Source organism: Bradyrhizobium ontarionense, assembly GCF_021088345.1.
Lineage (GTDB): Bacteria > Pseudomonadota > Alphaproteobacteria > Rhizobiales > Xanthobacteraceae > Bradyrhizobium > Bradyrhizobium ontarionense.
In genome coordinates, this window is record NZ_CP088156.1 from 6014680 (window position 1) to 6035816 (window position 21137).

Here is a 21137-nt window from a genome sequence, read left to right on the forward strand (position 1 = left end):
CTATGATGAGCGACAGCGAAAACGGAAAGAACGTCAGCCGGCGTACTCTGCTCGGAACGACCGCGGCGGCCGCGGGTGTCGGTCTCGCCGGCGGCGTTGGTCTCGGCACGGATGGCAAGGGATTTGTCACGACCGCCGATGCGCAGACCAAGACCGCCGCTCCGCAAGCGCCAGCCGCGCGACCCGCGGTTCTTCAGAAGACCGAGGTGGCGCCCGGCGAACTCGACGAATATTACACCTTCTTTTCCAGCGGCCAGTCCGGCGAACTGCGCATTGTCGGGCTTCCCTCGATGCGCGAATTGATGCGCGTTCCGGTGTTCAATCGCTGCAGCGCCACCGGCTGGGGATTGACCAACGAAAGCCTGAAAGTGCTGACCGAGGGGCTGCTTCCCGAAACCCGCGAATTTCTCAAGACGCGCGGCGGCACCTACACGAACGGCGACCTACATCATCCGCATCTCTCGTTCACCGACGGCACTTATGACGGGCGCTACGCCTTCATGAACGACAAGGCCAATACCCGTGTCGCGCGGGTGCGCCTCGACGTCATGAAGTGCGACAAGATCATTCAGCTTCCGAACCAGCATTCGGTGCACGGCCTGCGCGTGCAGAAATACCCGCGCACCGGCTATGTATTCGCAAACGGCGAGGATGGCGTGCCGCTGCCAAACGACGGCAAGACCCTCGACGATCCGAAGCAGTATCGTGCGATCTTCAGCGCGATCGATGGCGATACCATGAAGGTCGCCTGGCAGGTGATCGTCAGCGGCAACCTCGACAATGTCGACGCCGACTACCAAGGCAAATATGCCTTCTCCACCTGTTACAATTCGGAGGAGGGTGTCACGCTGGCGGAGATGACCGCCAGTGAACAGGATTGGGTCGTCATCTTCAACCTCAAGCGCATCGAAGAGGCGGTCAAGAAGGGCGACTTCAAGGAAATGAACGGCGTGCCGGTGATCGATGGCCGCAAGGGCTCGCAATATACGCGCTATGTCCCCGTCTCAAACAATCCGCATGGCATGAACACGGCGCCGGACGGCATTCATATCGTCGCTGCCGGAAAGCTCTCGCCGACAGTCACGGTGATGGATGTGCGGCTGTTCGACCAGCTTTTCGACGACAAGATCAAGCCGCGTGACGTCGTGGTTGCGGAGCCGGAACTTGGTCTTGGGCCCTTGCATACGGCGTATGACGGCAGGGGCAACGCCTATACGACGCTGTTCCTCGACAGTCAGGTGTGCAAATGGAACATCGACCTGGCAAAGCGTGCGTTCAAAGGCGAGAAGGTCGACCCGATCATCCAGAAGATCGACGTCCATTATCAGCCCGGCCACAATCACACGTCGATGGGGCAGACCAAGGAAGCCGACGGAAAGTGGCTGATCTCGCTGAACAAGTTTTCCAAGGATCGGTTCCTCAACGTCGGTCCGCTGAAGCCGGAGAACGATCAGCTCATCGATATCTCCGGCGACAAGATGAAACTGGTTCATGACGGTCCGAGCTTTGCCGAACCCCATGACGCCACGATCGTTCATCGTTCCAAGATCAACCCGATTTCGATCTGGGATCGTGCCGATCCGATGTTTGCTGATGCGGTCAAACAGGCCAAGGCCGATGGGATCAACCTCGAGGCCGATTCCAAGGTCATCCGGGACGGCAACAAGGTTCGCGTCTACATGACGTCAACCGCGCCAGCGTACGGCCTGGAGCAGTTCCAGGTCAAACAGGGAGACCTGGTCACCATCTACATCACCAATATCGATGCGGTGGAGGACCTCACCCATGGCTTCGCAATTACGAACTACGGGATCAATATGGAAGTCGCGCCGATGGCGACGGCCTCGGTTTCGTTCTCGGCAGATAAGGCCGGAGTCTACTGGTACTATTGTTCGTGGTTCTGCCATGCCATGCACATGGAGATGAAGGGCCGCATGTTCGTCGAACCCAAGACGTCTTGAGGGGAACGACGCGTGCTCTGGTTCTCGCGCATCATTCCGGCGGTGATCTTCGCCGCCGGAGTTCCGGGCTTCGCGGTTGCGGAGACGATCAAGGCCGCCCTGGAGCAGCCGCTGCAGGCGGTGTTGGACCGGGCGCGGGACGGCGACGTGATCGAGCTCGCGCCGGGTGAGTACAAGGGCGCGATCAGGATCGACCGGCGCGTCGTCATCACCGGACGGCCGGGCGCGGTGCTGGTCGGCGCGGGCGCCGGCAATGTCGTCACCGTGACGGCGCCGGACGTCACGATCCGGGGCGTAACCATCCGGGGATCCGGCCACGATCTGGAGACCATGGACTCAGGGGTGTTCCTGGAGAAGGGCGCGGAGCGCGCCCTGATCGAGAACAACCGGTTCGAAGGCAATCTGTTCGGGATCTATGTTCATGGTGCGTCGGGCTCACGCGTGCTGCACAACATCGTCGAAGGTGCGCGGGGCGGGCGCCTGCAGGAGGCCGGCAACGGTGTGTCGCTGTGGAACGCGCCCGATGTCACCATCGCCGAGAACACCTTCCGCTACGGCCGCGACGGCATCTTCACGATTACCAGCCGCAACGACCGCTTCATCAACAACCGTTTCGAGCAGGTGCGGTTCGCGGTGCATTACATGTACACCAACGACAGCGAAGTGAGCGGCAACGTTTCCGTCGGCAATCATGTCGGCTACGCCATCATGTATTCGAACCGGCTGAAAATCCGCAATAACATCTCGGATCGCGACCGCGACCACGGCATGCTGTTCAACTATGCCAATTATTCGGAGATCGACCGCAATCGGGTCTCAGGCGGCGCGCTCGACACCATCGCAACCAGCCAGGGCGAGGGTCCGGAGGACGAGCGGGGCATGGTGCCGGAGATCAAGCGCACCCCTGGTCTGCGCAGCGGACCGGAAAAATGCGTCTTCATCTACAACACGAACCATAACAAGTTCAAAGACAACTGGTTCGAGGGCTGTGGCATCGGGGTGCATTTCACGGCCGGCTCCGAAGGCAACGAGATCACCGGCAACGCCTTTGTCGGCAACCGCAACCAGGTGAAATATGTCGGCACCCGCGACCTCGACTGGTCGAAGGGCGGTCGCGGCAACTACTGGAGCGACAATCCGGCATTCGATCTCAACGGCGACGGCATCGCCGACACCGCCTATCGTCCGAACGATCTGGTCGATCGTGTGCTGTGGACCGCGCCGGCGGCCAAGGTGCTGATCAACAGTCCGGCGGTGCAGGTGCTGCGCTGGGCGCAGGCGCAGTTTCCCGCGCTCTATCCCGGCGGTGTCGTCGATACCCATCCCCTGATCGCGCCGCCGCCGAAACCAACGTCCAGCCGGAGCCTGCGATGACCGTCACCGTCGCCGTCAACGGCGTGGAGAAAGACTACGGCGCGGTGAAGGCGCTGCGCGGCGTCTCGTTCGACCTCGGTCCGGGTCGGCTCAGCGCGCTGGTCGGTCATAACGGCGCCGGCAAGACCACATTGATCAAATTGATGCTCGGCCTCATTCGCGCCGACCGCGGCGCGGTCCGCGTCTTGGGTGAGGATCCCGCGGCCGGCGAATTCTCGGCGCGCCGGCTACTCGGCTATCTGCCGGAAAACGTCGCGTTCAACGCCGCGCTGACCGGGCGCGAAACGCTGGCATTCTATGCACGGCTGAAACAGATCAAGCCGGCCTCGGCCTGGCCGCTGCTCGACCGCGTCGGCCTGATGCATGCCGCCGATCGCAGGGTCGGAACCTATTCCAAGGGCATGCGGCAACGTCTGGGGTTGGCCCAGGCGCTGCTGGGACGGCCGCGCGTCCTGCTGCTCGACGAGCCGACGACGGGCCTAGATCCCGCGCTGCGCCAGACCTTCTATGAAATCCTCAACGAGCTTCGCGACGACGGCGCCACCGTCCTGATCTCCTCGCATGCGCTCAACGAACTCGAGGATCGCGCCGAGCATGTTCTGATCATGAACCGCGGGCTTCTGGTCGCGCAGGGCACGCTGGCGGAACTGCGCTCGCTCGCGCAACTGCCGATCCGGGTCTCGCTCGATCTCGCGCCCGGCGCCGGCGGCGTCCCACCGGCATGGATGAACGGGTCTGGCGCCGCAACCCCGCACGGCCGGGTCATGCTGGTGCCCGATGAGGCCCGCAAGATGGCGTTGCTGCGGGTCGCGGCCAGCGACTCCCGCGTCACCAATATCGAGATCATGGCGCCGACCCTCGATGACCTCTATGCGCATTTTCTTCGGGAGAATTCCGCGTGAGGAACATCATCATCATCGCCGGCAAGGAAATCAAGGAAGGGCTGCGCAATCGCTGGGTTCTGGCGACCACGCTGCTGCTGGCGGCGCTGTCGCTGTCCCTGACATTTCTCGGCAGCGCGCCCACCGGCAACGTCGGGGCCGGCGCGCTTGACGTGGTGGTGGTCAGCCTGTCCAGTCTCACCATCTTTCTGCTGCCGCTGATTGCGCTGCTGATCTCGCATGACGCGGTGGTCGGCGAGATGGAGCGCGGCACCATGATCCTGCTGCTCAGCTATCCCGTAGGGCGCTATCAGGTCCTCCTCGGAAAATTCTGCGGGCATGTCCTGATCCTCGCCTTCGCCACCGTCATCGGCTATGGCGCGGCCGCCGTTGCGCTTGCCGTCACCGGCGCCTCGGTGCTGGCGGCAAGCTGGTATGCCTTCGCCTCCATGCTTGGGACCTCGATCCTGCTTGGCGCGGTCTTTGTCGCGATCGGATACCTGATCAGCAGCCTGGTTCGCGATCGCGGCACCGCGGCGGGACTCTCGGTCGGCATCTGGCTGTTGATGGTTCTGGTGTTCGACATGGGGCTGCTCGGTGTCCTGGTGATCGATCAGGGGCGCATCATCTCGGCGCCGGTTCTCGAGGCATTGTTGTTTCTCAATCCCACGGATCTCTACCGGCTGACCAATCTGACCGGGTTCAACGTCAGCCAGTTCGCGGGCATGGCGGGACTGGCCGGGACCGCGAGCGTGGGCGTCGGCGCGCTGCTGCTGGGCCTGATGGTCTGGATTGCCGCCCCGCTCGGGCTCGCGACCGTGTTTTTTGCGCGGAGGGAATTATGACGCTGCGTGTGCTTTGCGCCTTTCTCGTCACCGTCTTCCTGGCCGGATGCAATCAGGATGCGGACACATCAGCCGTTCCGCCTCCGGTCACGCTCAACGGCGATGCGACCGGCGTGTTCTGCGGCATGAACCTGATGGAGCATCCGGGTCCGAAGGGGCAGATCATCACGGCGAGCAGGATCGACCCGTTCTGGTTCACCTCGGTCCGCGATACCGTGGCGTTCACCTTGATGCCCGAGCAGCCCCGCGACATCCGGGCGATCTATGTTTCGGACATGGCGCGTGCGGCAAGCTGGGAAGATCCGGGTGCCACGAACTGGATCGACGCGCGCAAGGCATTCTTCGTCATCGAGAGTCGCAAGAAGGGCGGTATGGGCGCGGCAGAGGCAATACCGTTCGGGAATCGCGAGGCCGCCGCCGCCTTTGCCGCGACGAATGGCGGCCGGGTCACGACATTCACGGACATCCCGCGTGCCTATGTGCTCGGCAGCGACGCGCCCGGCGAGCCGAGCCAACAGGATCATTCGGACGCGCGGCTCCACTGACGAGGAACGGCCAATGTTCGATCGAAGTCTCACCCGCCGGCGCATGATCGTCATTGCCGCATGCGCAGCCGGATCGGCATTCCTGACCGGCAGGCGAACCGCCGCGGCGGCGGGCGATCCGGTGCGTTGGTGCGGATCCGCGCTCGGCGCACAGGTGTCGATCGAGATCCATCATCCGGACCGGGCCGAGGCCGCACGGCTGGTCGAGCGTTGTATCCAGGATGTGCGGCGGCTGGAGCAGCAGTTCAGCCTGTACCGCGCGGACTCTGCGATCTGTACCCTCAACCGCACCGGCATTCTCGTCGCTCCCGACGCCGACATGGTGACGTTGCTGAAAGCCTCGCTGCTGTTCGGCGGATTGACCGACGGAGCATTTGATCCGACGGTGCAGCCGCTGTGGCAGCTCTATGCGGATCATTTCGCGTCCGACAGCCCGGATAGCGGAGGGCCTTCGCCAGCGAAGCTGGCCGAAGCACTGGCGAAGGTCGGCCGCCACGGACTCGTTGTGAATGAGGATCGTGTCGTTCTGGTCAAGCACGGCGCAGCGATCACGCTGAACGGGATTGCGCAGGGCTATGCCACCGACCGTGTGGTCGACAGACTGCGTGCGGCGGGGCTCTCGACGACGTTGGTGAATATGGGCGAGGTCCGGGCCATCGGCGCGAGACCCGAGGGGACGCCGTGGCGCGTCGGCCTTGCCGATCCCGACCATCCGGGCGCGCTCGCCGAAACCGTCGACCTCGTCGATCGTGCCGTCGCGACATCGGCCGGCGCCGGATTCCGGTTCGATTCCGCAGGCCGGTTTACCCACTTGTTCGATCCAGCGACGGGACGCAGTCCGCAGCGCTACAGCACGGTGAGTGTCATTGCGCCAACCGCCACCGAAGCGGATGCGCTGTCGACTGCATTCAGCCTGATGCCGTCGTCAGGGATAGCGAACGTCGTGGCCACGCGACCTGGCGTGCAGGCCCGCGTTACTAATTCCATTGGAGCTTTGTTCGTGTACGGCGCTTGAGCGACGCCGTTGTGCCGAACGAGCCATCACGCGGGTGAGCCGTTCGACACACCACGGCTGGTCTCCTCGGCGGCCTGCGCGAGCCAGCTGACCAGAGCCTGGGTGTTGCGGTCTCCGATCAGGTCCGGCTTCCAGCGTGCAACGTGGACCTTGGTCGAGAGCACATCGGGAGTGGTTGCAAGCGCAGGGACAAGACGTCCGTCGTTGATCGCATCGGCGACGAGGAGCGAGCGCGCGATGGCGACGCCGGCTCCGTCCACGGCGGCTGTCAGGCAAAGGCCCATGTCTCCCAGGACAAGACCGCGCGGCGCGGCGCGCTCGAGCCCAAGTTTCGGCAACCAATAGGCCCAACTCCATTCACCCGATGGAGTATGACCTTTCTGGATCAACGGGAGGTCGAGCAGCGCCGCTGGGTCGGACAGCGGCCTACCACGCGGAAGCAGCGACGGAGCGCAGACTGGAAAGACACGCTCGCGAAAAAGCGACGCCTGCAATGACGTGGCACGGGACTCTGGCAGCGTGGTCCACAAAATCCGCACGTCCAGCGACGGCTCGCCAGCAGCCTCGGACTCGATGGGCACGAAGTCGATCTCGATATCCGAGTGGAGCGCGCGAAAGGTTCTCAGCCGGCGAACCAACCACCATGCGGCCAACGAAGAGCCGGCCCCCAGGCGCAGCGTTTGCCGGCCGGGTCGACGGCGCAAGCTCGGCTCAAGGCCCGCTATTCCGTCCAGCAGGGGTGCCAGTTCGCCGCGTAATTTTGCGCCGTCGCCGCTCAGCTCGACCCCGGGATTAAGTCGGTTCAAGAGTTTCACACCGAAGAAGTCTTCAAGACGGCGCACCTGATGACTGACCGCACTCTGGGTCACACCCAGTTCATCGGCCGCACGCGTAAACGAGCCGTGGCGGGCGACGGCGTCGAACGCGATGAGCGGGCCGAAGGGTGGCAGACGTCGGGTCATCAAGCTGGTCCTTGGGGCAGGTCGTCCAGCGGCATGATATAGATTCATGCCGTTTTGAGGAACGATCATTCGCGTTTCGCCGATGGCGTGCGGCATGACAGCGGCATGCCAAACGCGTCTTCGACAAACCGGACAGCCGCCTCTCCGTCCCCGGTGGACAGGACGGCGCAACACGCGATCGCGGATTCGCAGCACGCTGGTGGCGCGCTATCAACGCTGATCGCCGCGTGTGTGAGCGGCTTCTTGTTTCAGTTCGACCTCACCGCGCTGTCGGCGGCGTTGCCGGATATTGCGTCCAGCCTTTCCGCCGACGTTGCGGACCAGGCCTGGGTGATCGACGTCTACAGTCTGGCGTTGATCTTCGCGCTGCCGCTGGCGGGCCCGGTCGCCGATCGCTACGGGCGACGGCGCATGTTCATGACCGGCGCTGTTGTCTTCGCCTTGGCGTCGGCCCTGTGTGCGACCGCGACCACCCTCTCAGGTCTGTTGGCTTGGCGCGTGCTGCAGGGGATTTCCGGCGCCGCGCTGACGGCGTCCGCGTCAGCACTCCTCGCGGTCGCTTATCCCGGCCCTCGCCGGGCCTGGGCGTTCGGCATATGCGGCACAGTCATCGGCGCGTCGATGGTGGCCGGGCCGCCGCTTGGTGCTGTCATTGCGGCGGTGTCGGGATGGCCCTGGGTGTTTTGGATCAACCTGCCGATTTGCGTCGCGTTGGTGCTGCTGACGGCGCGAACCGCAAGCGACCAGGCCCTTTCAAGAACGTATGCTCCGCTGGACTGGGCCGGGCCGGCAGCACTCGCGCTGGCCGTCGGGTCGCTCGCGTCCCTCATGCTGGCTGGTCACGGCCCTGCAGGGCCGGTCGTCATGCCAATGCCAGTCGTGGTTGGCGGGTGCGTCGGCGCCTTGGCGCTCTTCATCCGCGTCGAGCGGCAGCACGTTGCGCCCGCGTTCGACTTCGCGCTATTTGGCTCGTCGCGATTTGTCGCGATGTGCCTTGTCCCCATCGCGGGCTCGATCGGATTCTGGGCCCTGCTCGTCCACTTGCCGCAAATGGCCAGAGGGCCCATGGCGCTGAGCCCGGCTGCGACAGGCTTTCTGCTGACCGCGCTGACGGTGCCCATGGTCCTGCTGCCATCTGTTGGCGCCAAGCTGGCGGCGAAGCTGCCGGCGCGTTGGTACTTTGCCGGTGGGCTTGGGATCGTGGGTGGAGCGGATCTCCTGCTCGCACTCGCGGCCCGCGACCTCGGCGCGCCACTGGCCATCTGGGCCGTCGTCGGTGCGCTGCTGATCGGCGGGTGCGGTTGCGCGGTGTTCAATGCGCAGATCGCGGCTGCGGCCGTTTCGGCTGTGCCGCCTGATCGTGCGGCGACGGCATCGGCGATCTCAGTGACGATGCGACAGATCGGCTTCGCATTCGGGATCGCGTTGATCGGCGCGCTGCTCGAGCGCAACGATCCGTACGCCTATACGACGGCGTTTACCGTGGTCGCTGCTTGCACGCTTGGTCTCGCCGTTGTCGCATTCGCTCTGCTTGGTCGCTCCAAGGGATGAATACGGCTCGCCGTATGAAAGTCGCCTCTGGCGTGCGTCGTTCGCAGAAGCCGTACCGCCCACAAGCTGTTCGTGCTCCAATACGCCCAAACGCCGGAACCATCGCGTGTCGTGCGAGTAGACCTCCCGAAGCGAAAGGGGCTGCCAGATTCGCTGCGACGCCCCCGACGCTCACCCGCCTTCTCAGTCTCATGAGCAGGCATGTCCCGGAGCAGAACAATGAAGAAGATCATCCTCGTCGGAGCGGTCGCGGCCGTTTTCGCCGCCAGCACCGCAATGGCGGAAACCCCGGCATCGGCAACGCGGACCGAAGCAACCGTGGCTGGCGCCAATCAGGCCTACAGCAATCAATGGCGGGTCTACAAGCTGATCGGTCTCGAGGTCTACAATCAGAACAATGAGAAGCTCGGCGACATCTCGGACCTCCTGGTGGATCAAACGGGAACGATCCAGACGGCGATTCTTGGTGTCGGTGGATTTCTCGGCGTTGGGGAGCGGATGGTCGCGGTCAGCTATGAGCAGCTCAAGTTCAGCAATCAAGCGGTCGAAATGAAAGTCGCATCGACGGCATCACCCAAAACCGCCGATGTCGGACGTCAGACAACGACTGGAGCGGCAACGACAGCAGCGCCGGTCCGAAGTAGCGGCGAGCGGTGGTACCCGGATCATGCAGTCATCAATCTGACGGCGGATCAGCTGAAGGCGATGCCCAAGTTCGAGTACAACTGAGCGCGAAGTCGCTCCTGAACGCAGTGTCACCGAAGTCACGCGCGGCTTGCCGCGCGTGACTTTTTATCAGGGCGACCGCGTGCATCGGTCAATGTCGAGGGTTTGAAATCTTGCGCTGTCCAACGCCCTCGCGTCGGGATACGGCGCACGAGGCATGACATGTTGCAGTTGGCGACCTGCGGTCGCGCGGCAGCCCGGTGAACCGTCAGTAGCGACCACCACTGCGCTCTTGTTGCTTGATCCAATCCGACAGCGTCCTCGCTGATGATCCCGAACGCTCGCGACCCGATTGTTTCGGCGCCGCCTTCAGCTTGCTCCGGTTGGTCTTCTCCGGGTGTTCTCGCTGACGCGTCGCAGCGTTCGTCGCCAGGTCCGCTCTCGAAGTCCCGGCCAGCTTCTCCGCGGCCTCCCTTTCGAGACGGAGCTTTCGGAGCCGCTCCATGTTCTGCAGTTCCGGGTCCGCAGCCTGGGACCCCGGCGGCTTCTGACGTGCCTCCTCAGCCGAGACCAGCAGTCCGATGATGGCACGTTCCCCGAGCGCTCTGCAGGCTTCCAGCCGATGCAGCCCCTCGACCAGAACGAAGCGGTCCTTCTCCCGCCGAACAACGATGGGGGACTGTTGTCCGATGTCGAGAATGCTCTCCGCCAGTTCTTGAACCAGTTCGGGTTTGAGGGCCTTCCGCATTTTCTCGGGAACGAAGATCTTCTCGATCGGGAAGCTTTCCGGTTTGAACACTGCTTCTGCTCCGTAGTGATCGAGCCCGATCCAGCGTACCAAGCCGAACTTGTCCTGGATCCGACATCCGGAACCAGTGGTCGCGGACGGATGGAGACACCGGGCACGAGCATACACAGTAGTGACATTGCCGTGCGCACCGCAAGCGCGACGATCCGCTCTCCACGATCGCTCCCTTCGGCCGGTCTCAAGCCGTTTTTCGCCCCATGAACCGACGGTTTCGCCCACAGGGTGACGCGCCAGTGATGGTGTGAGTCACATTTGACGCAAGAAATAGTGGCATTCCGGTGGGGCGCGTGTGGGCCTGGTTGCGATGGGCGGCGATGTTCGACCTGGCGGGAGTTCGAATTTGGCTCATCTCCACCGTTTCACTCGCGGATGAGTGTGGGAGGCGGACATCGTTCGTTCGAGCATCCGGTCTCCGCGTAAAATCGCTCGATCTCCGTCTTGGGATATTTGGAGCAGCGCAGCGACCTGAGGTTCTTGCAGGATTTCAATGGCGACAATGATCTGTCGAGCGGCCGGACGCCGAACAATTCCAGATGTTGCAGCGCGTCGATCCTGGCAAGCGGCTCCAGCGCGTCGATCGCCTGAACCTTGCCGCTCGAATCCCAGCTTGGCAAAGTCGCCAGCGACAAGGAGACGAGGTTGCTCAGGCGCTGCAGCGGCGCAAGATCGTGCGCGTTCGGAAAGTGGCAGACGCTGAGGCTCACGAGTTTCGAACATTGTGCGATGTGATCAAAGCTCGGGTCGGGATAGGCAAGGATCGTCAGCTCTCGCAAGTTGGGGAAAGACGACAGAGAGCTGAAGCTCCGGAAACTGCAGCTCCATATCTTCAGCGCCGTGATGGATTCGGGATTGTCGATGTCCGGGAATGTGGCCGACTTGTCCCGAATAAGCGCGACGAACATGCACTGTCCTCGTGATGGCAATTGCAAGCCTTGGCGGCGCTCAGCATCCAGTCAAGGCCTCGCGTGGCGGTCTTGCGTCTCGGGCGGCTGACGCCCCCTACTCGCGGGGCGTCGCTTCAGCCGCGCCCCGGAGCGTTGCTCGGACACCGTAATTAAACGAAAGAGGGGTGTCCTTTAATTGGGCGCTGTCCTAATTTAAAGTTCCGAGAACATGAGTGGAACAAGATGAGCCGCTCATCAAGGCGGGGCTTGCGCATGTGCAATTCGAGACGATCCACGCGTTTCGCGATGGAGACGGTCGTCTTGGCCGCTTCTGATTGTGCTGATGCTTTGTGGCGCTGCACAGGCGGTCGATACTGCCGGTGAGTTGATCATCCTACTTGAAGAAGATCGTGCCGCAATCCAAACACTCGGGCGCAGCTCGGCCTCCGCGTATCGTGTCCATGACTTCATGCAGCGTCGGCCACTCACCACGATTCAGGCGGCATCGACCGAGCTCAAACTGTCAATTCCGACCGTCGGCAAAGCCCTCGATCGCCTCGCCGAAGTCGGCATCGTCCGCGAGACGACCGGGCGACTGCGTCGCCGCGTCTTTGCCTACCGCAAATATCTCGACGTTCTGGAACGTGGCACCGAGCCGCTGCCTCGATGAAGCAGCGCAGACCGATTGAACTGGGGAGGCCGGCCGTGCTGGAGCGCTGCCACGTGGTCCAGCTTTCTTGCCCGCAGCCGGTCGCAACGTCTGCCTTGGCTCCCGATCGCCCGCGCATAGCGCGAGTACCCCGCCTTCGTCGGGGCGGCAATTCCGAAACAGCGGGGCTGACGCGGCCCGAATGCTCTAAAAGCATTATCGCGCCGTGCGTCGTGTCCAGGCGCCACCCTCCTGCAGTGCTCAATCTCCGGAAATGCCCCCCGTCATCGCCGATCCCTCTCTTCTGCGCGTCCTGGTCGTGCTTGCCGTCACGCAATTGATCGCCTGGGGCACGCTCAGTCTGCCGGCCGTGCTCGGCCGCCAGATGGGCGCCGATCTGGAGATGGACCTGACCGCGATCTTCGCCAGCACGTCGGTGCTGTACATGTCGATGGGCCTGTGCTCGCCGCTGCTGGCGCGGCCGTTCGTGAAGCATGGCGGCCGGCGGGTGATGATCGCGGGCACGCTGCTCGCGGCGCCCGGCTATGTGATGCTGTCGGCCGCGCAGGGGCCGCTGTCTTATTATGCGGCGTGGCTGCTGCTCGGCATCGCCGGCAGTGCGACGCTCTCGACCGCCTCCTACATCGTGCTCAACGAGGTCGCTGGCCTGCGCGCGCGCAGCGCCATCGGGGCGCTGATGCTGGTCACCGGACTGTCGAGCAGCATCTTCTGGCCGCTCACCTCGGCGCTATCAGGGCTCATCGGCTGGCGTAGCACATGCCTGGTCTATGCCGGCCTGCTGCTCCTGGTCTCGCTGCCGCTGTTCGTGTTCCTGCTGCCGCGGCGCGTCCATGATCATTTGCCGCCGGCATCGGACGTCGCGCCGCCGCCGCCCGCGGCCGCGCCGGCGCGCAGCACGTTCTATCTGCTGGTCGGCGCCTCCGGCCTCAACGCCTTCGTCGCGTTCGGCATGGGCGCCGTGCTGATCGAGCTCCTGAAGACCAAAGGCCTGTCGGCGGCGGAGGCGATCGGCTTCGGGTCGATGCTGGGCGTGATCCAGATCAGCGCCCGCGCGATCGATTTCCTCGGTGGCGGCCGTTGGGACGGCATTGCCACGGCGATCGTCGCCGGCCTGGCGCTGCCGGTCGCGATGCTGCTGCTGATGCTGAGCAGCGGCTCGCATGCCGCGATCGCCGCCTTCATCCTGATCTACGGTCTCGGCAGCGGCGCGCTGGCCGTGGCGCGCGCCACCATGCCATTGGTGTTCTACGACAAGGCGGCGTTTGCCAAGACGGCCGCGCAGATCGGGCTGCCGCTCAACCTGCTGTCGGCGGTGTCGGCGCCGATCCTGGTCGAGCTGCTCACCCGTTACGGCAGCAACGCGCCGCTGGCGCTGAGCCTGGTGTGCTCCTGCGCCGCCGTGGTGATCCTGCTGCTGTTGCGGCGACGTCGACCGACGCGCGCAATGGCTGGCGGCTAGGACGGCACGCGGCGTTCGCTGGCGTGCCCGTCGGGCAAATCGGTCCGTGATCGGGTGAGCCGCTCCCGCGTCGATGCCTCCGAACGCGGTCGAATCGGCCTGCGCGAAAACGCGAATTTCGATCGGCCGTCCAATGCGATCACCTCTGTCCAGATGCGCGCGCGAAAATTTTTGTATTTCGCTTTATCGGAAATCATGATTGTCTATCCCGGTCCCGCCTCATCGACGAGGGGCGCTGCGCATCGTCAGGAGCGTTGAGGCGGGATGCGATGGACGTGCAGGCGGCGACTGACGAGGGCCGCCGGCACGGACGGCGAAGTCGCGTGGTCCTGATACCCCGATGCTGGTATCCCGCGAGAGCGCGCTGAAGGCGCGCTGTTGCGCACGGTGGCCAACAAGCCCGGTGCACCGAGGAGAGCGCGTATAAGTCGTAAACCGTTGCGCAGGGAAGGCCGGGCGATCCGGCTGAACCTGTGGTTCCTGCCCCGTGCATTCTTTCCGCACGGGGGCCGCAGGAATCAGCCGATGCCTGGTCTTCCCTGCGCCCTCGATTGGATGAGGGTGTCGCTTGGCAAAGCTCGGGCGCTGAACGCGCCGCGACGATGAAGTTCCATGTCTGCAATGTCCGTCGTGAACCTGCATTGCGACCGCTGGTGGAGATCGTCTGTCCGTTCGCGGACCTGTCCATCCACGTGGCCGGTCTCAGTTGTGAAGCGGCCCTAACAGAATCCTGCTGACGCGAGCTGATTAGTCGGGTCTCAGCAGCCAGGGATAGCATTCCGTTAAGTTCAGGTCGGTATGCTTCTAACAGTGCATAAACCGAGATATTTGGACAATGCGACACCTCACTGTCTACCAGCGCCTGGCGGCCATCATCGCAGTGATGTCGGTCACACTCTTTGCCGTATCCGCCATGCAGATCATGATGCTGCGTGGAACCGTCATCGAAGAACGGCAGGCCATGGTCCGCAACCTCGTCGACTCGGCCATGAAGGTCCTGAGCTATTATGACGCGGCGGTGACAGCCGGAAAGATCCCGTCGGATCAAGCCCGCCAGCAGGCCTTTGCCGCGATCGGCGCGATGCGCTGGGGGCAATATGCCGATTACCTCGGCGTCTACGGTACCGGGATGTCGGATGCCGGCGTCACCTATGTCCATGCCAATCCGAAATACATCAACGTCAACCGGTGGGACTTCAAGGATTCGACCGGCAAGCTGCTGATTCAGGACATTGTTCGCACCGCGCGCGCCGGTGGCGGCTTCGTCGAATACCGGGTGCCGCGCGCCGGGGGAACCACCGAGCTGCCGAAGATGTCCTATGTCGGCGCCTATGGCGGCGGCGATAAGATGCTGGCGATCCAGGCCGGGGTCTATGTCGATGACATCGATGCGGTCGTCTATCAGCGCGCGCTGTGGGCCGGCATGGGCGGCCTCGCCGGTCTGATCGTGGCCGGTCTGGTCGCCTTCTGGCTCGGCCGCGGCCTCGTCGCGCCGCTCGACCGGACCTGCGCCGTGATGGATGAGCTCACCAAGGGCAATCTGGCGTTCGAGGTGCCCTACACCGGCCGCAGGAACGAGATCGGGCGCATGGCGCGCAGCCTGCAGATCTTCAAGGATCATCTGGCCGAGAGCGAGCGTATCAGAGCCGAGCAGGAGCACTCCAAGCAGCAGGCGGCCGAGGAGCGCCGCACGGTGCTGGCGCGCATCGCCGACGAGTTCGAGCGCTCGATCGGCGGCGTGATCCAGACCACGAGCAGCGCGGCTGGTGAGCTGCAAACGTCGGCCGAGTCGATGTCCAGCATCGTCTCGGGCACGACCGATCAGAGCGCCAAGGTGGCCGCGGCCGCCGAGCAGACCGCGAAGAACGTGCAGATGGTGTCGGCCTCGGCCGAGCAGCTATCGTCGTCGATCCAGGAGATCGCCAAGCAGGTGACGCAGTCGTCCTCGATCGCTCAGAACGCGGTCGGGCAGGCGACCCGGACGGAGGCGATGGTCGACAGGCTGGTGCACGCATCGCAGAAGATCGGCGAGGTCATGGCGCTGATCCAGACCATCGCCGGCCAGACCAACCTGCTGGCGCTGAACGCCACCATCGAATCCGCCCGTGCGGGCGAGGCCGGCAAGGGCTTCGCGGTCGTCGCCAACGAGGTCAAGGCGCTGTCGGCGCAGACCGCCAAGGCGACCGAGGAGATCACCAGCCAGATCGAGGCGATCCGCGACGCGACGACCTCGACCGTCACCGCGATCCGCGACATCGGCACCACGATCGGCCAGATGAACGAGATCACCGAGACCATCGCGGCCGCGGTCGAGGAGCAGGGCGTCGCGACCAAGGAGATCGCCCGCAGCGTGCAGCAGGCGGCGCAGGGCACCCAGGGTGTCATGCAGCACATCGTCGGCGTCCGCGAGGCCTCCGGCCAGGTCGGCGCCGCCGCCGCCCAGGTGCTGAGCGCGGCGTCGCAGCTCGGCAGCCAGTCGGATCAGCTCAAGACCCAGACCGGGCGATTCCTCGGCAACGTCCGCGCCGCGTGATGTGAGCGACGCGGATGGTGATGCTCACCGTCCGCCGATCTCTGCGAGACGGTCGAGCAGCGCGGCCTGCGCCGGATTGATGCGGCGCCGCGCCTCGGCGAGATCGAACCATGCGGCGCGATCGACCTCGGGGAAGCGCTGCAGGCGGCCGCTGTGTGGCGGCCATTCGAGCTCGAATTCATTGCTCACGATGGTCTCGGCATCGAGGTCGGTCTCGGCGGCGAAAGCCTCGACCCGCTTGCCGCCGCGCTGCTTGATCTCGCCGAGCGGCAACAGCGGCGCGGTGAGCGCGGTGCCGAGCTCCTCGGCGAATTCGCGCCGCGCCGCCGCCTCGGCCGCCTCGCCGGCGCCGAACTCGCCCTTCGGGATCGACCAGGCGCCGAGATCCTTGTTGCGCCAGAACGGCCCGCCCGGATGCACCAGCAGCACCTCGAATGTGCCGGCTGTCCGGCGAAAGGCGAGCACGCCCGCGCTGCGCGCCGGCATCGCCTCACACCTCGCCGGTGCGTTGGATGAGATCGCGCTCCCAGCCGAACACCGAGCGTCCATCGAGATCAGGCGAAGCGGCCCGCTCGGTTGCGATGAAGGCACCGAGCGACGGGCCGGTCGCGGTACGCTCAAGGCGGCGAGCCTGGTCGTCGAGCCGCTTGAGCGCCGCCAGCACCTCGTCGCGGCCGAGCCCGGCATTGCCGACCGCCGACTTCAGCACGCGGATGGTCTCGTCATAGACCTTGATTGGTACGGGGTAGGGATGACGATCCTTGCCGCCATGCGCCAGCGAGAACCGCGCCGGATCGGTGAACCGATAGGGCGCGCCATGCACGACCTCGGCGACCATCGCCAGCGAGCGCACGGTGCGGGCGCCGACGCCCGGCGTCAGCAGCAGCTCGGGGAAGTCGACCGGGCCGCGTTCGGCGGCGGCCGCCAGCGTGCCGTGCAGCCGGCGCGCGAACACGTCCTTCGGCCGGACGTCGTGATGATCAGGCATGATCAGATGCGGCAGCAGGCCCTGCGCGGGCGCCGGCGTGCTCAGCCGCTCGAACTCGGTGACGACGCGGTCGGGACCGAGATCGGTCAGCAGCTCGAGCTGCGCGTGGCGCGACGGCGCTGCGCGGCGATCGGTGAGGTTGACGATCTCGCCCTGGGTCGGGCCATCGATCGCGCTGTGCGGGGCGTCGACGAAGCTCGCAAGCTGTTGCGAATGCCAGTGATAGCGGCGGGCCTGGCGCGCATCGCCATTCATGCCCTGCTGCACGACGGTCCATTTGCCGTCGGCGGTGACGAAGAAGCCGTGCAGATAAAGGTCGAAGCCGTCCTGCACCGCGGCGCTGTCGACCTTGGCGACCAGCCTGCTGGTGCGCACCAGATCCTCGCCGTCGAGGCCGAGCCGGTCGCTGAGCAGCCGCAGTTCGTCGGGCGTCTTGCGCGAATGCTCGCCCCGGCCGCCGCAGACGTAGATGCCGAGCTCGCCGGACAGCGGCTTGAGCCCGCGCTTGAGTGCGCCGATCACGCTGGTGGTGATGCCGGAGGAATGCCAGTCCATGCCCATCACGGCGCCGAACGACTGGAACCAGAACGGATGCGACAGCCGGCTGAGGAATTCGTCGCGGCCGTAATGATGCACGATCGCCTGGGTGATGATGGCGCCGAGCGAGGCCATGCGCGTGCCGAGCCAGGCCGGGACGCGCCCGGAATGGAGCGGAAGATCGGCGCTGCCGGTGCGACGGGCCATGGAATCCTTGCGCAATGGAACTGCAGCGCCAATCTATCAGACACAGCGATGGGCCACAAAGCTTGGCGGCATGCAGCGTGCATCGACGCAGCGCTCGCCATCCGGTTCCGGAAGGCTGAGCACTTGTTGAACTGCCGGAGGCCGCCGCTTGGATAAGATGTCTTCTGCCGCACCGGTGTTCTCGCCGCCCTATGCCGAGGATGACGTCGCGATCGCCGATCGCCTGCTCCGCGCCCAGGACCGGGCCGATCTGCCTGCCGTCAAGGCGACCGCGCGCCGGCTGATCGAGGGCATCCGCGCCAAGGCCTCGCGGTTCGGCGGCATCGACGACTTCCTGCAGGAATATTCGCTGTCGACCAATGAAGGCCTGGCCTTGATGGTCCTCGCCGAGGCGCTGCTGCGCGTGCCCGGTGATGACACCGCTGACCGGCTGATCGAGGACAAGCTCGGCCACGGCGGTTTTCTTCATCATGAGGTCAAGTCGCACACGCCGCTGGTCACGGCCTCGGCCTGGGCGCTCGGCCTCGCTGCGCGCGTGATCGCGCCGGGCGAGACGCCGGAGAGCGTGGTGGCCGGCCTGGCGCGCCGGCTCGGGCTGCCGACGGTGCGCACCGCGGCCCGGCAGGCGATGAAGCTGCTCGGCAGCCATTTCGTGCTCGGCGAGACCATCGCCCAGGCGCTCGATCGCGCCGGTTCAAGCAGCGGCCGGCTGTTCCGCTATTCCTTCGACATGCTCGGCGAAGGCGCCCGCACCGCCCCCGCCGCTGCGCGCTACCGGCAGTCCTATGCCGAGGCGATCGACGCGATCGGGCGCGCCGCCGGCAACGCCATACTGCCCGAGCGTCCCGGCATTTCGGTGAAGCTGTCGGCGCTGCATCCGCGCTACGAGGAGATCAGCCGCGAGCGCGTGCTGCGCGAGCTCGTGCCCGTCGTGATTGCGCTGGCCCGACAGGCGAAGTCGTACGATCTGAACTTCACCATCGATGCCGAGGAGGCCGACCGACTCGACCTCTCGATGGCCGTGATCGCGCAAGTCGTCGCTGATCCCCTGCTCGCAGGTTGGGACGGCTTCGGCCTCGCCATCCAGGCCTATCAGAAGCGCGCGGACCGGGTCATCGGCTTCATCGCCGATCTCGCCGAATCCCATCGCCGGCGCTTCATGGTGCGGCTGGTCAAGGGTGCCTATTGGGACACCGAGATCAAGCGCGGGCAGGAGCGCGGCCTCGACGACTATCCGGTGTTCACGCGCAAGGCGATGACCGATCTGAACTACCTTGCCTGCGCGCGGCAGTTGCTGGCGCAGCGCGCCTGCATCTTCCCGCAATTCGCGACCCACAATGCGATGACGGTCGCGCACATCGTTCACGAAGCAGGCGGCACGAACGGCTATGAATTCCAGCGCCTGCACGGCATGGGCGAGGCGCTCTATGCCACCTTGCGCGAGCTCCATCCCGGCATCGCCTGCCGGACCTACGCGCCGGTCGGCCAGCATCGTGATCTCCTTGCCTATCTCGTGCGGCGGCTGCTGGAGAACGGCGCCAATTCATCGTTCGTCTCGGTCGCTGCCGATCCGAATATTCCAATCGATCAGCTCGTGACCAGCGAGGCCGAGATCATCGGCAAGGCGGAAGCCGCGCGCCATCCGCACATTCCGCGCCCGGGCGATCTCTACCGGCCGGCACGGCGGAATTCACGCGGCGTCGAGCTTGGACATCACGCGTCGCTGACGGCCTTGCATGCCGAGGTCACGCGGGCGGGCGCCGCGCCTGCAGCGGCAGCGCCGATCATCGATGGCACGGCTCAGGGTGGCCCGTCACGTCAGGTTGCAAGCCTGTTCGATCCGGGCGTCGTCGCGGGGACGGTCGTCGAGGCCGATGTCGCGATTGCCGACCGGGCGGTTGACGCCGCCGCGGCCGGATTCACGACGTGGTGTTCGGCGTCCGCGGCGCAGCGCGCCAAGGCACTGCGGCGTGCGGCCGACCTGATCGAGGCGCAGCGCGCCCGTCTGATCCATCTTCTGGCCGTCGAGGCCGGCAAGACCATCGATGATGCGATCGCCGAGATTCGCGAGGCGGTCGATTTTTGCCGCTACTACGCCGCCGAAGGGGAGGCGCTGTTCGGTGCCGAGCTCGGCCTGCCCGGGCCGACCGGCGAGTCCAACACGCTGCGCCTGCGGCCGCGCGGCGTCTTCGTCGCGATCTCGCCATGGAATTTTCCGCTCGCGATCTTCATCGGACAGATCGCGGCGGCGTTGATGGCCGGCAACACGGTGGTCGCCAAGCCTGCCGAGCAGACGCCGCTGATCGCGGCCGAGACGGTCAGGGTTCTGCACGGGGCAGGCATCCCGGTCTCGGCCCTGCAGCTCGTTCCCGGTGACGGCGCGATCGGCGCACGTCTCGTGAACCATCCAGCCATCGCCGGCGTGGTCTTCACCGGCTCGTATGAAACGGCGCGTGCCATCAACATCGCGCTCGCCAATCGTCCTGGGGCGATCCTGCCGCTGATCGCAGAGACCGGCGGCATCAATGCGATGCTCGTCGATTCGACGGCGCTGGCGGAGCAGGTCACCGACGACGTCGTCACCTCGGCGTTCCGCTCGGCCGGGCAGCGTTGTTCGGCGCTGCGGCTGCTGTGCCTGCAGGATGATGTCGCCGACGACATCATCGCGATGATCGTCGGCGCTGCGCGAGAGCTGAGGATCGGCGACCCCCGGGATGCGTCGACGCATATTGGTCCGGTGATCGACGAGGAGGCAAAGGCGCGGCTCGATCAGCACATCTCGCAGATGAAGGCGAGTGCGCGCGTCCACTACGCCGGAACTACACCGGACGTCGGGCATTTCGTGGCGCCCCACGTGTTCGAACTGCCGCAGCCTGCGGATCTCGGCCAGGAAGTGTTCGGCCCGGTGCTGCATGTGGTGCGCTATCGCGGTGACGATCTCGAACGCACGCTGCAGGCGATTGCCGCATCCGGCTACGGGCTGACGTTCGGGCTGCATTCGCGCATCAGCCAGCTCGTCGACCGGGTCGGTCGGCTGCCGATCGGCAATATCTACGTCAACCGCAACATGATCGGCGCGGTCGTCGGCGTGCAGCCGTTCGGCGGCTGTGGCCTGTCGGGAACGGGTCCGAAGGCCGGCGGTCCGCATTATCTGGCACGCTTCGCCACCGAACAGACGCTGACGATCAACACGGCGGCCGCTGGCGGAAACGCGGCGCTGGCCTCGCTCGGCGAACGCGGATGAGGTGTGG

At 65.1% G+C, this 21137-nt stretch carries 18 protein-coding genes; 13 read left to right on the forward strand and 5 right to left on the reverse strand.

The features are described from left to right. Window positions 1-5 precede the first annotated feature (5 nt). The 6 genes from nosZ to LQG66_RS26460 are packed head-to-tail and all read left to right on the forward strand — an operon-like array spanning window position 6 to window position 6621. Entirely contained in the window at window positions 6-1961 is a 1956-nt protein-coding gene (nosZ, locus tag LQG66_RS26435) for a TAT-dependent nitrous-oxide reductase (protein WP_231318570.1), read from the forward strand. A 12-nt stretch (window positions 1962-1973) separates the two neighbouring features. Then, complete coding sequence (locus LQG66_RS26440) at window positions 1974-3335, forward strand: nitrous oxide reductase family maturation protein NosD (protein WP_231318571.1); 1362 nt, start codon at window positions 1974-1976, stop codon at window positions 3333-3335. Further along, window positions 3332-4237: an ABC transporter ATP-binding protein gene (locus LQG66_RS26445; protein WP_231318572.1), complete on the forward strand. Its 906-nt coding sequence runs from the start codon at window positions 3332-3334 to the stop codon at window positions 4235-4237. Before LQG66_RS26440 ends, LQG66_RS26445 begins: the two co-directional genes overlap by 4 nt. Then, window positions 4234-5061 (forward strand): ABC transporter permease subunit, encoded by an 828-nt coding sequence (locus tag LQG66_RS26450; protein ID WP_231318573.1) that lies wholly within the window; start codon window positions 4234-4236, stop codon window positions 5059-5061. The genes LQG66_RS26445 and LQG66_RS26450 overlap by 4 nt, the downstream gene beginning before the upstream one ends. Continuing rightward, complete coding sequence (locus tag LQG66_RS26455) at window positions 5058-5606, forward strand: nitrous oxide reductase accessory protein NosL (protein ID WP_231318574.1); 549 nt, start codon at window positions 5058-5060, stop codon at window positions 5604-5606. The genes LQG66_RS26450 and LQG66_RS26455 overlap by 4 nt, the downstream gene beginning before the upstream one ends. Before the next feature lie 13 nt (window positions 5607-5619). Next, window positions 5620-6621, forward strand: coding sequence for an FAD:protein FMN transferase (locus tag LQG66_RS26460; protein ID WP_231318575.1), 1002 nt, complete (start codon window positions 5620-5622; stop codon window positions 6619-6621). A gap of 26 nt (window positions 6622-6647) precedes the next feature. Here LQG66_RS26460 and LQG66_RS26465 read toward each other — a convergent pair whose 3' ends face one another. Next, window positions 6648-7583 (reverse strand): LysR substrate-binding domain-containing protein, encoded by a 936-nt coding sequence (locus LQG66_RS26465; protein WP_231318576.1) that lies wholly within the window; start codon window positions 7581-7583, stop codon window positions 6648-6650. Between the two features lie 105 nt (window positions 7584-7688). Here LQG66_RS26465 and LQG66_RS26470 point away from each other — a divergent pair, with 105 nt between their 5' ends. Both LQG66_RS26470 and LQG66_RS26475 read left to right on the forward strand, forming a co-directional pair. Then, the gene (locus LQG66_RS26470; protein ID WP_256460640.1) at window positions 7689-9134 is read left to right on the forward strand and encodes an MFS transporter; all 1446 of its coding nucleotides are present in this window, start codon (window positions 7689-7691) and stop codon (window positions 9132-9134) included. A 219-nt stretch (window positions 9135-9353) separates the two neighbouring features. After that, the gene (locus LQG66_RS26475; RefSeq protein ID WP_231318578.1) at window positions 9354-9863 is read left to right on the forward strand and encodes a PRC-barrel domain-containing protein; all 510 of its coding nucleotides are present in this window, start codon (window positions 9354-9356) and stop codon (window positions 9861-9863) included. 205 nt (window positions 9864-10068) lie between these two features. Here LQG66_RS26475 and LQG66_RS26480 read toward each other — a convergent pair whose 3' ends face one another. Next, the gene (locus tag LQG66_RS26480; RefSeq protein WP_231327950.1) at window positions 10069-10599 is read right to left on the reverse strand and encodes a ParB N-terminal domain-containing protein; all 531 of its coding nucleotides are present in this window, start codon (window positions 10597-10599) and stop codon (window positions 10069-10071) included. Between the two features lie 368 nt (window positions 10600-10967). Next, window positions 10968-11510: a hypothetical protein gene (locus LQG66_RS26485; protein ID WP_231318579.1), complete on the reverse strand. Its 543-nt coding sequence runs from the start codon at window positions 11508-11510 to the stop codon at window positions 10968-10970. A 257-nt stretch (window positions 11511-11767) separates the two neighbouring features. On the opposite strand from LQG66_RS26485, the gene LQG66_RS37470 reads away from it, so the two are divergent. The 4 genes from LQG66_RS37470 to LQG66_RS26500 all read left to right on the forward strand — a co-directional run bounded on the left by LQG66_RS37470 (window position 11768) and on the right by LQG66_RS26500 (window position 16154). Further along, window positions 11768-11827: a hypothetical protein gene (locus LQG66_RS37470; RefSeq protein WP_425601361.1), complete on the forward strand. Its 60-nt coding sequence runs from the start codon at window positions 11768-11770 to the stop codon at window positions 11825-11827. An 8-nt stretch (window positions 11828-11835) separates the two neighbouring features. Then, on the forward strand, window positions 11836-12162 hold the full coding sequence (locus tag LQG66_RS26490) for a hypothetical protein (protein WP_231318580.1): 327 nt from the start codon (window positions 11836-11838) through the stop codon (window positions 12160-12162). 253 nt (window positions 12163-12415) lie between these two features. Further along, on the forward strand, window positions 12416-13621 hold the full coding sequence (locus LQG66_RS26495; RefSeq protein ID WP_231318581.1) for an MFS transporter: 1206 nt from the start codon (window positions 12416-12418) through the stop codon (window positions 13619-13621). 835 nt (window positions 13622-14456) lie between these two features. Next, entirely contained in the window at window positions 14457-16154 is a 1698-nt protein-coding gene (locus LQG66_RS26500) for a methyl-accepting chemotaxis protein (protein WP_231318582.1), read from the forward strand. A 24-nt stretch (window positions 16155-16178) separates the two neighbouring features. Here LQG66_RS26500 and LQG66_RS26505 read toward each other — a convergent pair whose 3' ends face one another. Further along, window positions 16179-16640 carry an NUDIX hydrolase gene (locus LQG66_RS26505; protein WP_231318583.1) on the reverse strand — a complete coding sequence of 154 codons (462 nt, stop codon included), beginning with the start codon at window positions 16638-16640 and terminating at the stop codon, window positions 16179-16181. Window positions 16641-16644: 4 nt separating this feature from the next. After that, window positions 16645-17886, reverse strand: coding sequence for a DUF763 domain-containing protein (locus LQG66_RS26510; RefSeq protein WP_231318584.1), 1242 nt, complete (start codon window positions 17884-17886; stop codon window positions 16645-16647). 157 nt (window positions 17887-18043) lie between these two features. On the opposite strand from LQG66_RS26510, the gene putA reads away from it, so the two are divergent. Beyond that, complete coding sequence (putA, locus tag LQG66_RS26515; RefSeq protein ID WP_231327951.1) at window positions 18044-21130, forward strand: bifunctional proline dehydrogenase/L-glutamate gamma-semialdehyde dehydrogenase PutA; 3087 nt, start codon at window positions 18044-18046, stop codon at window positions 21128-21130. Window positions 21131-21137: the final 7 nt, after the last annotated feature.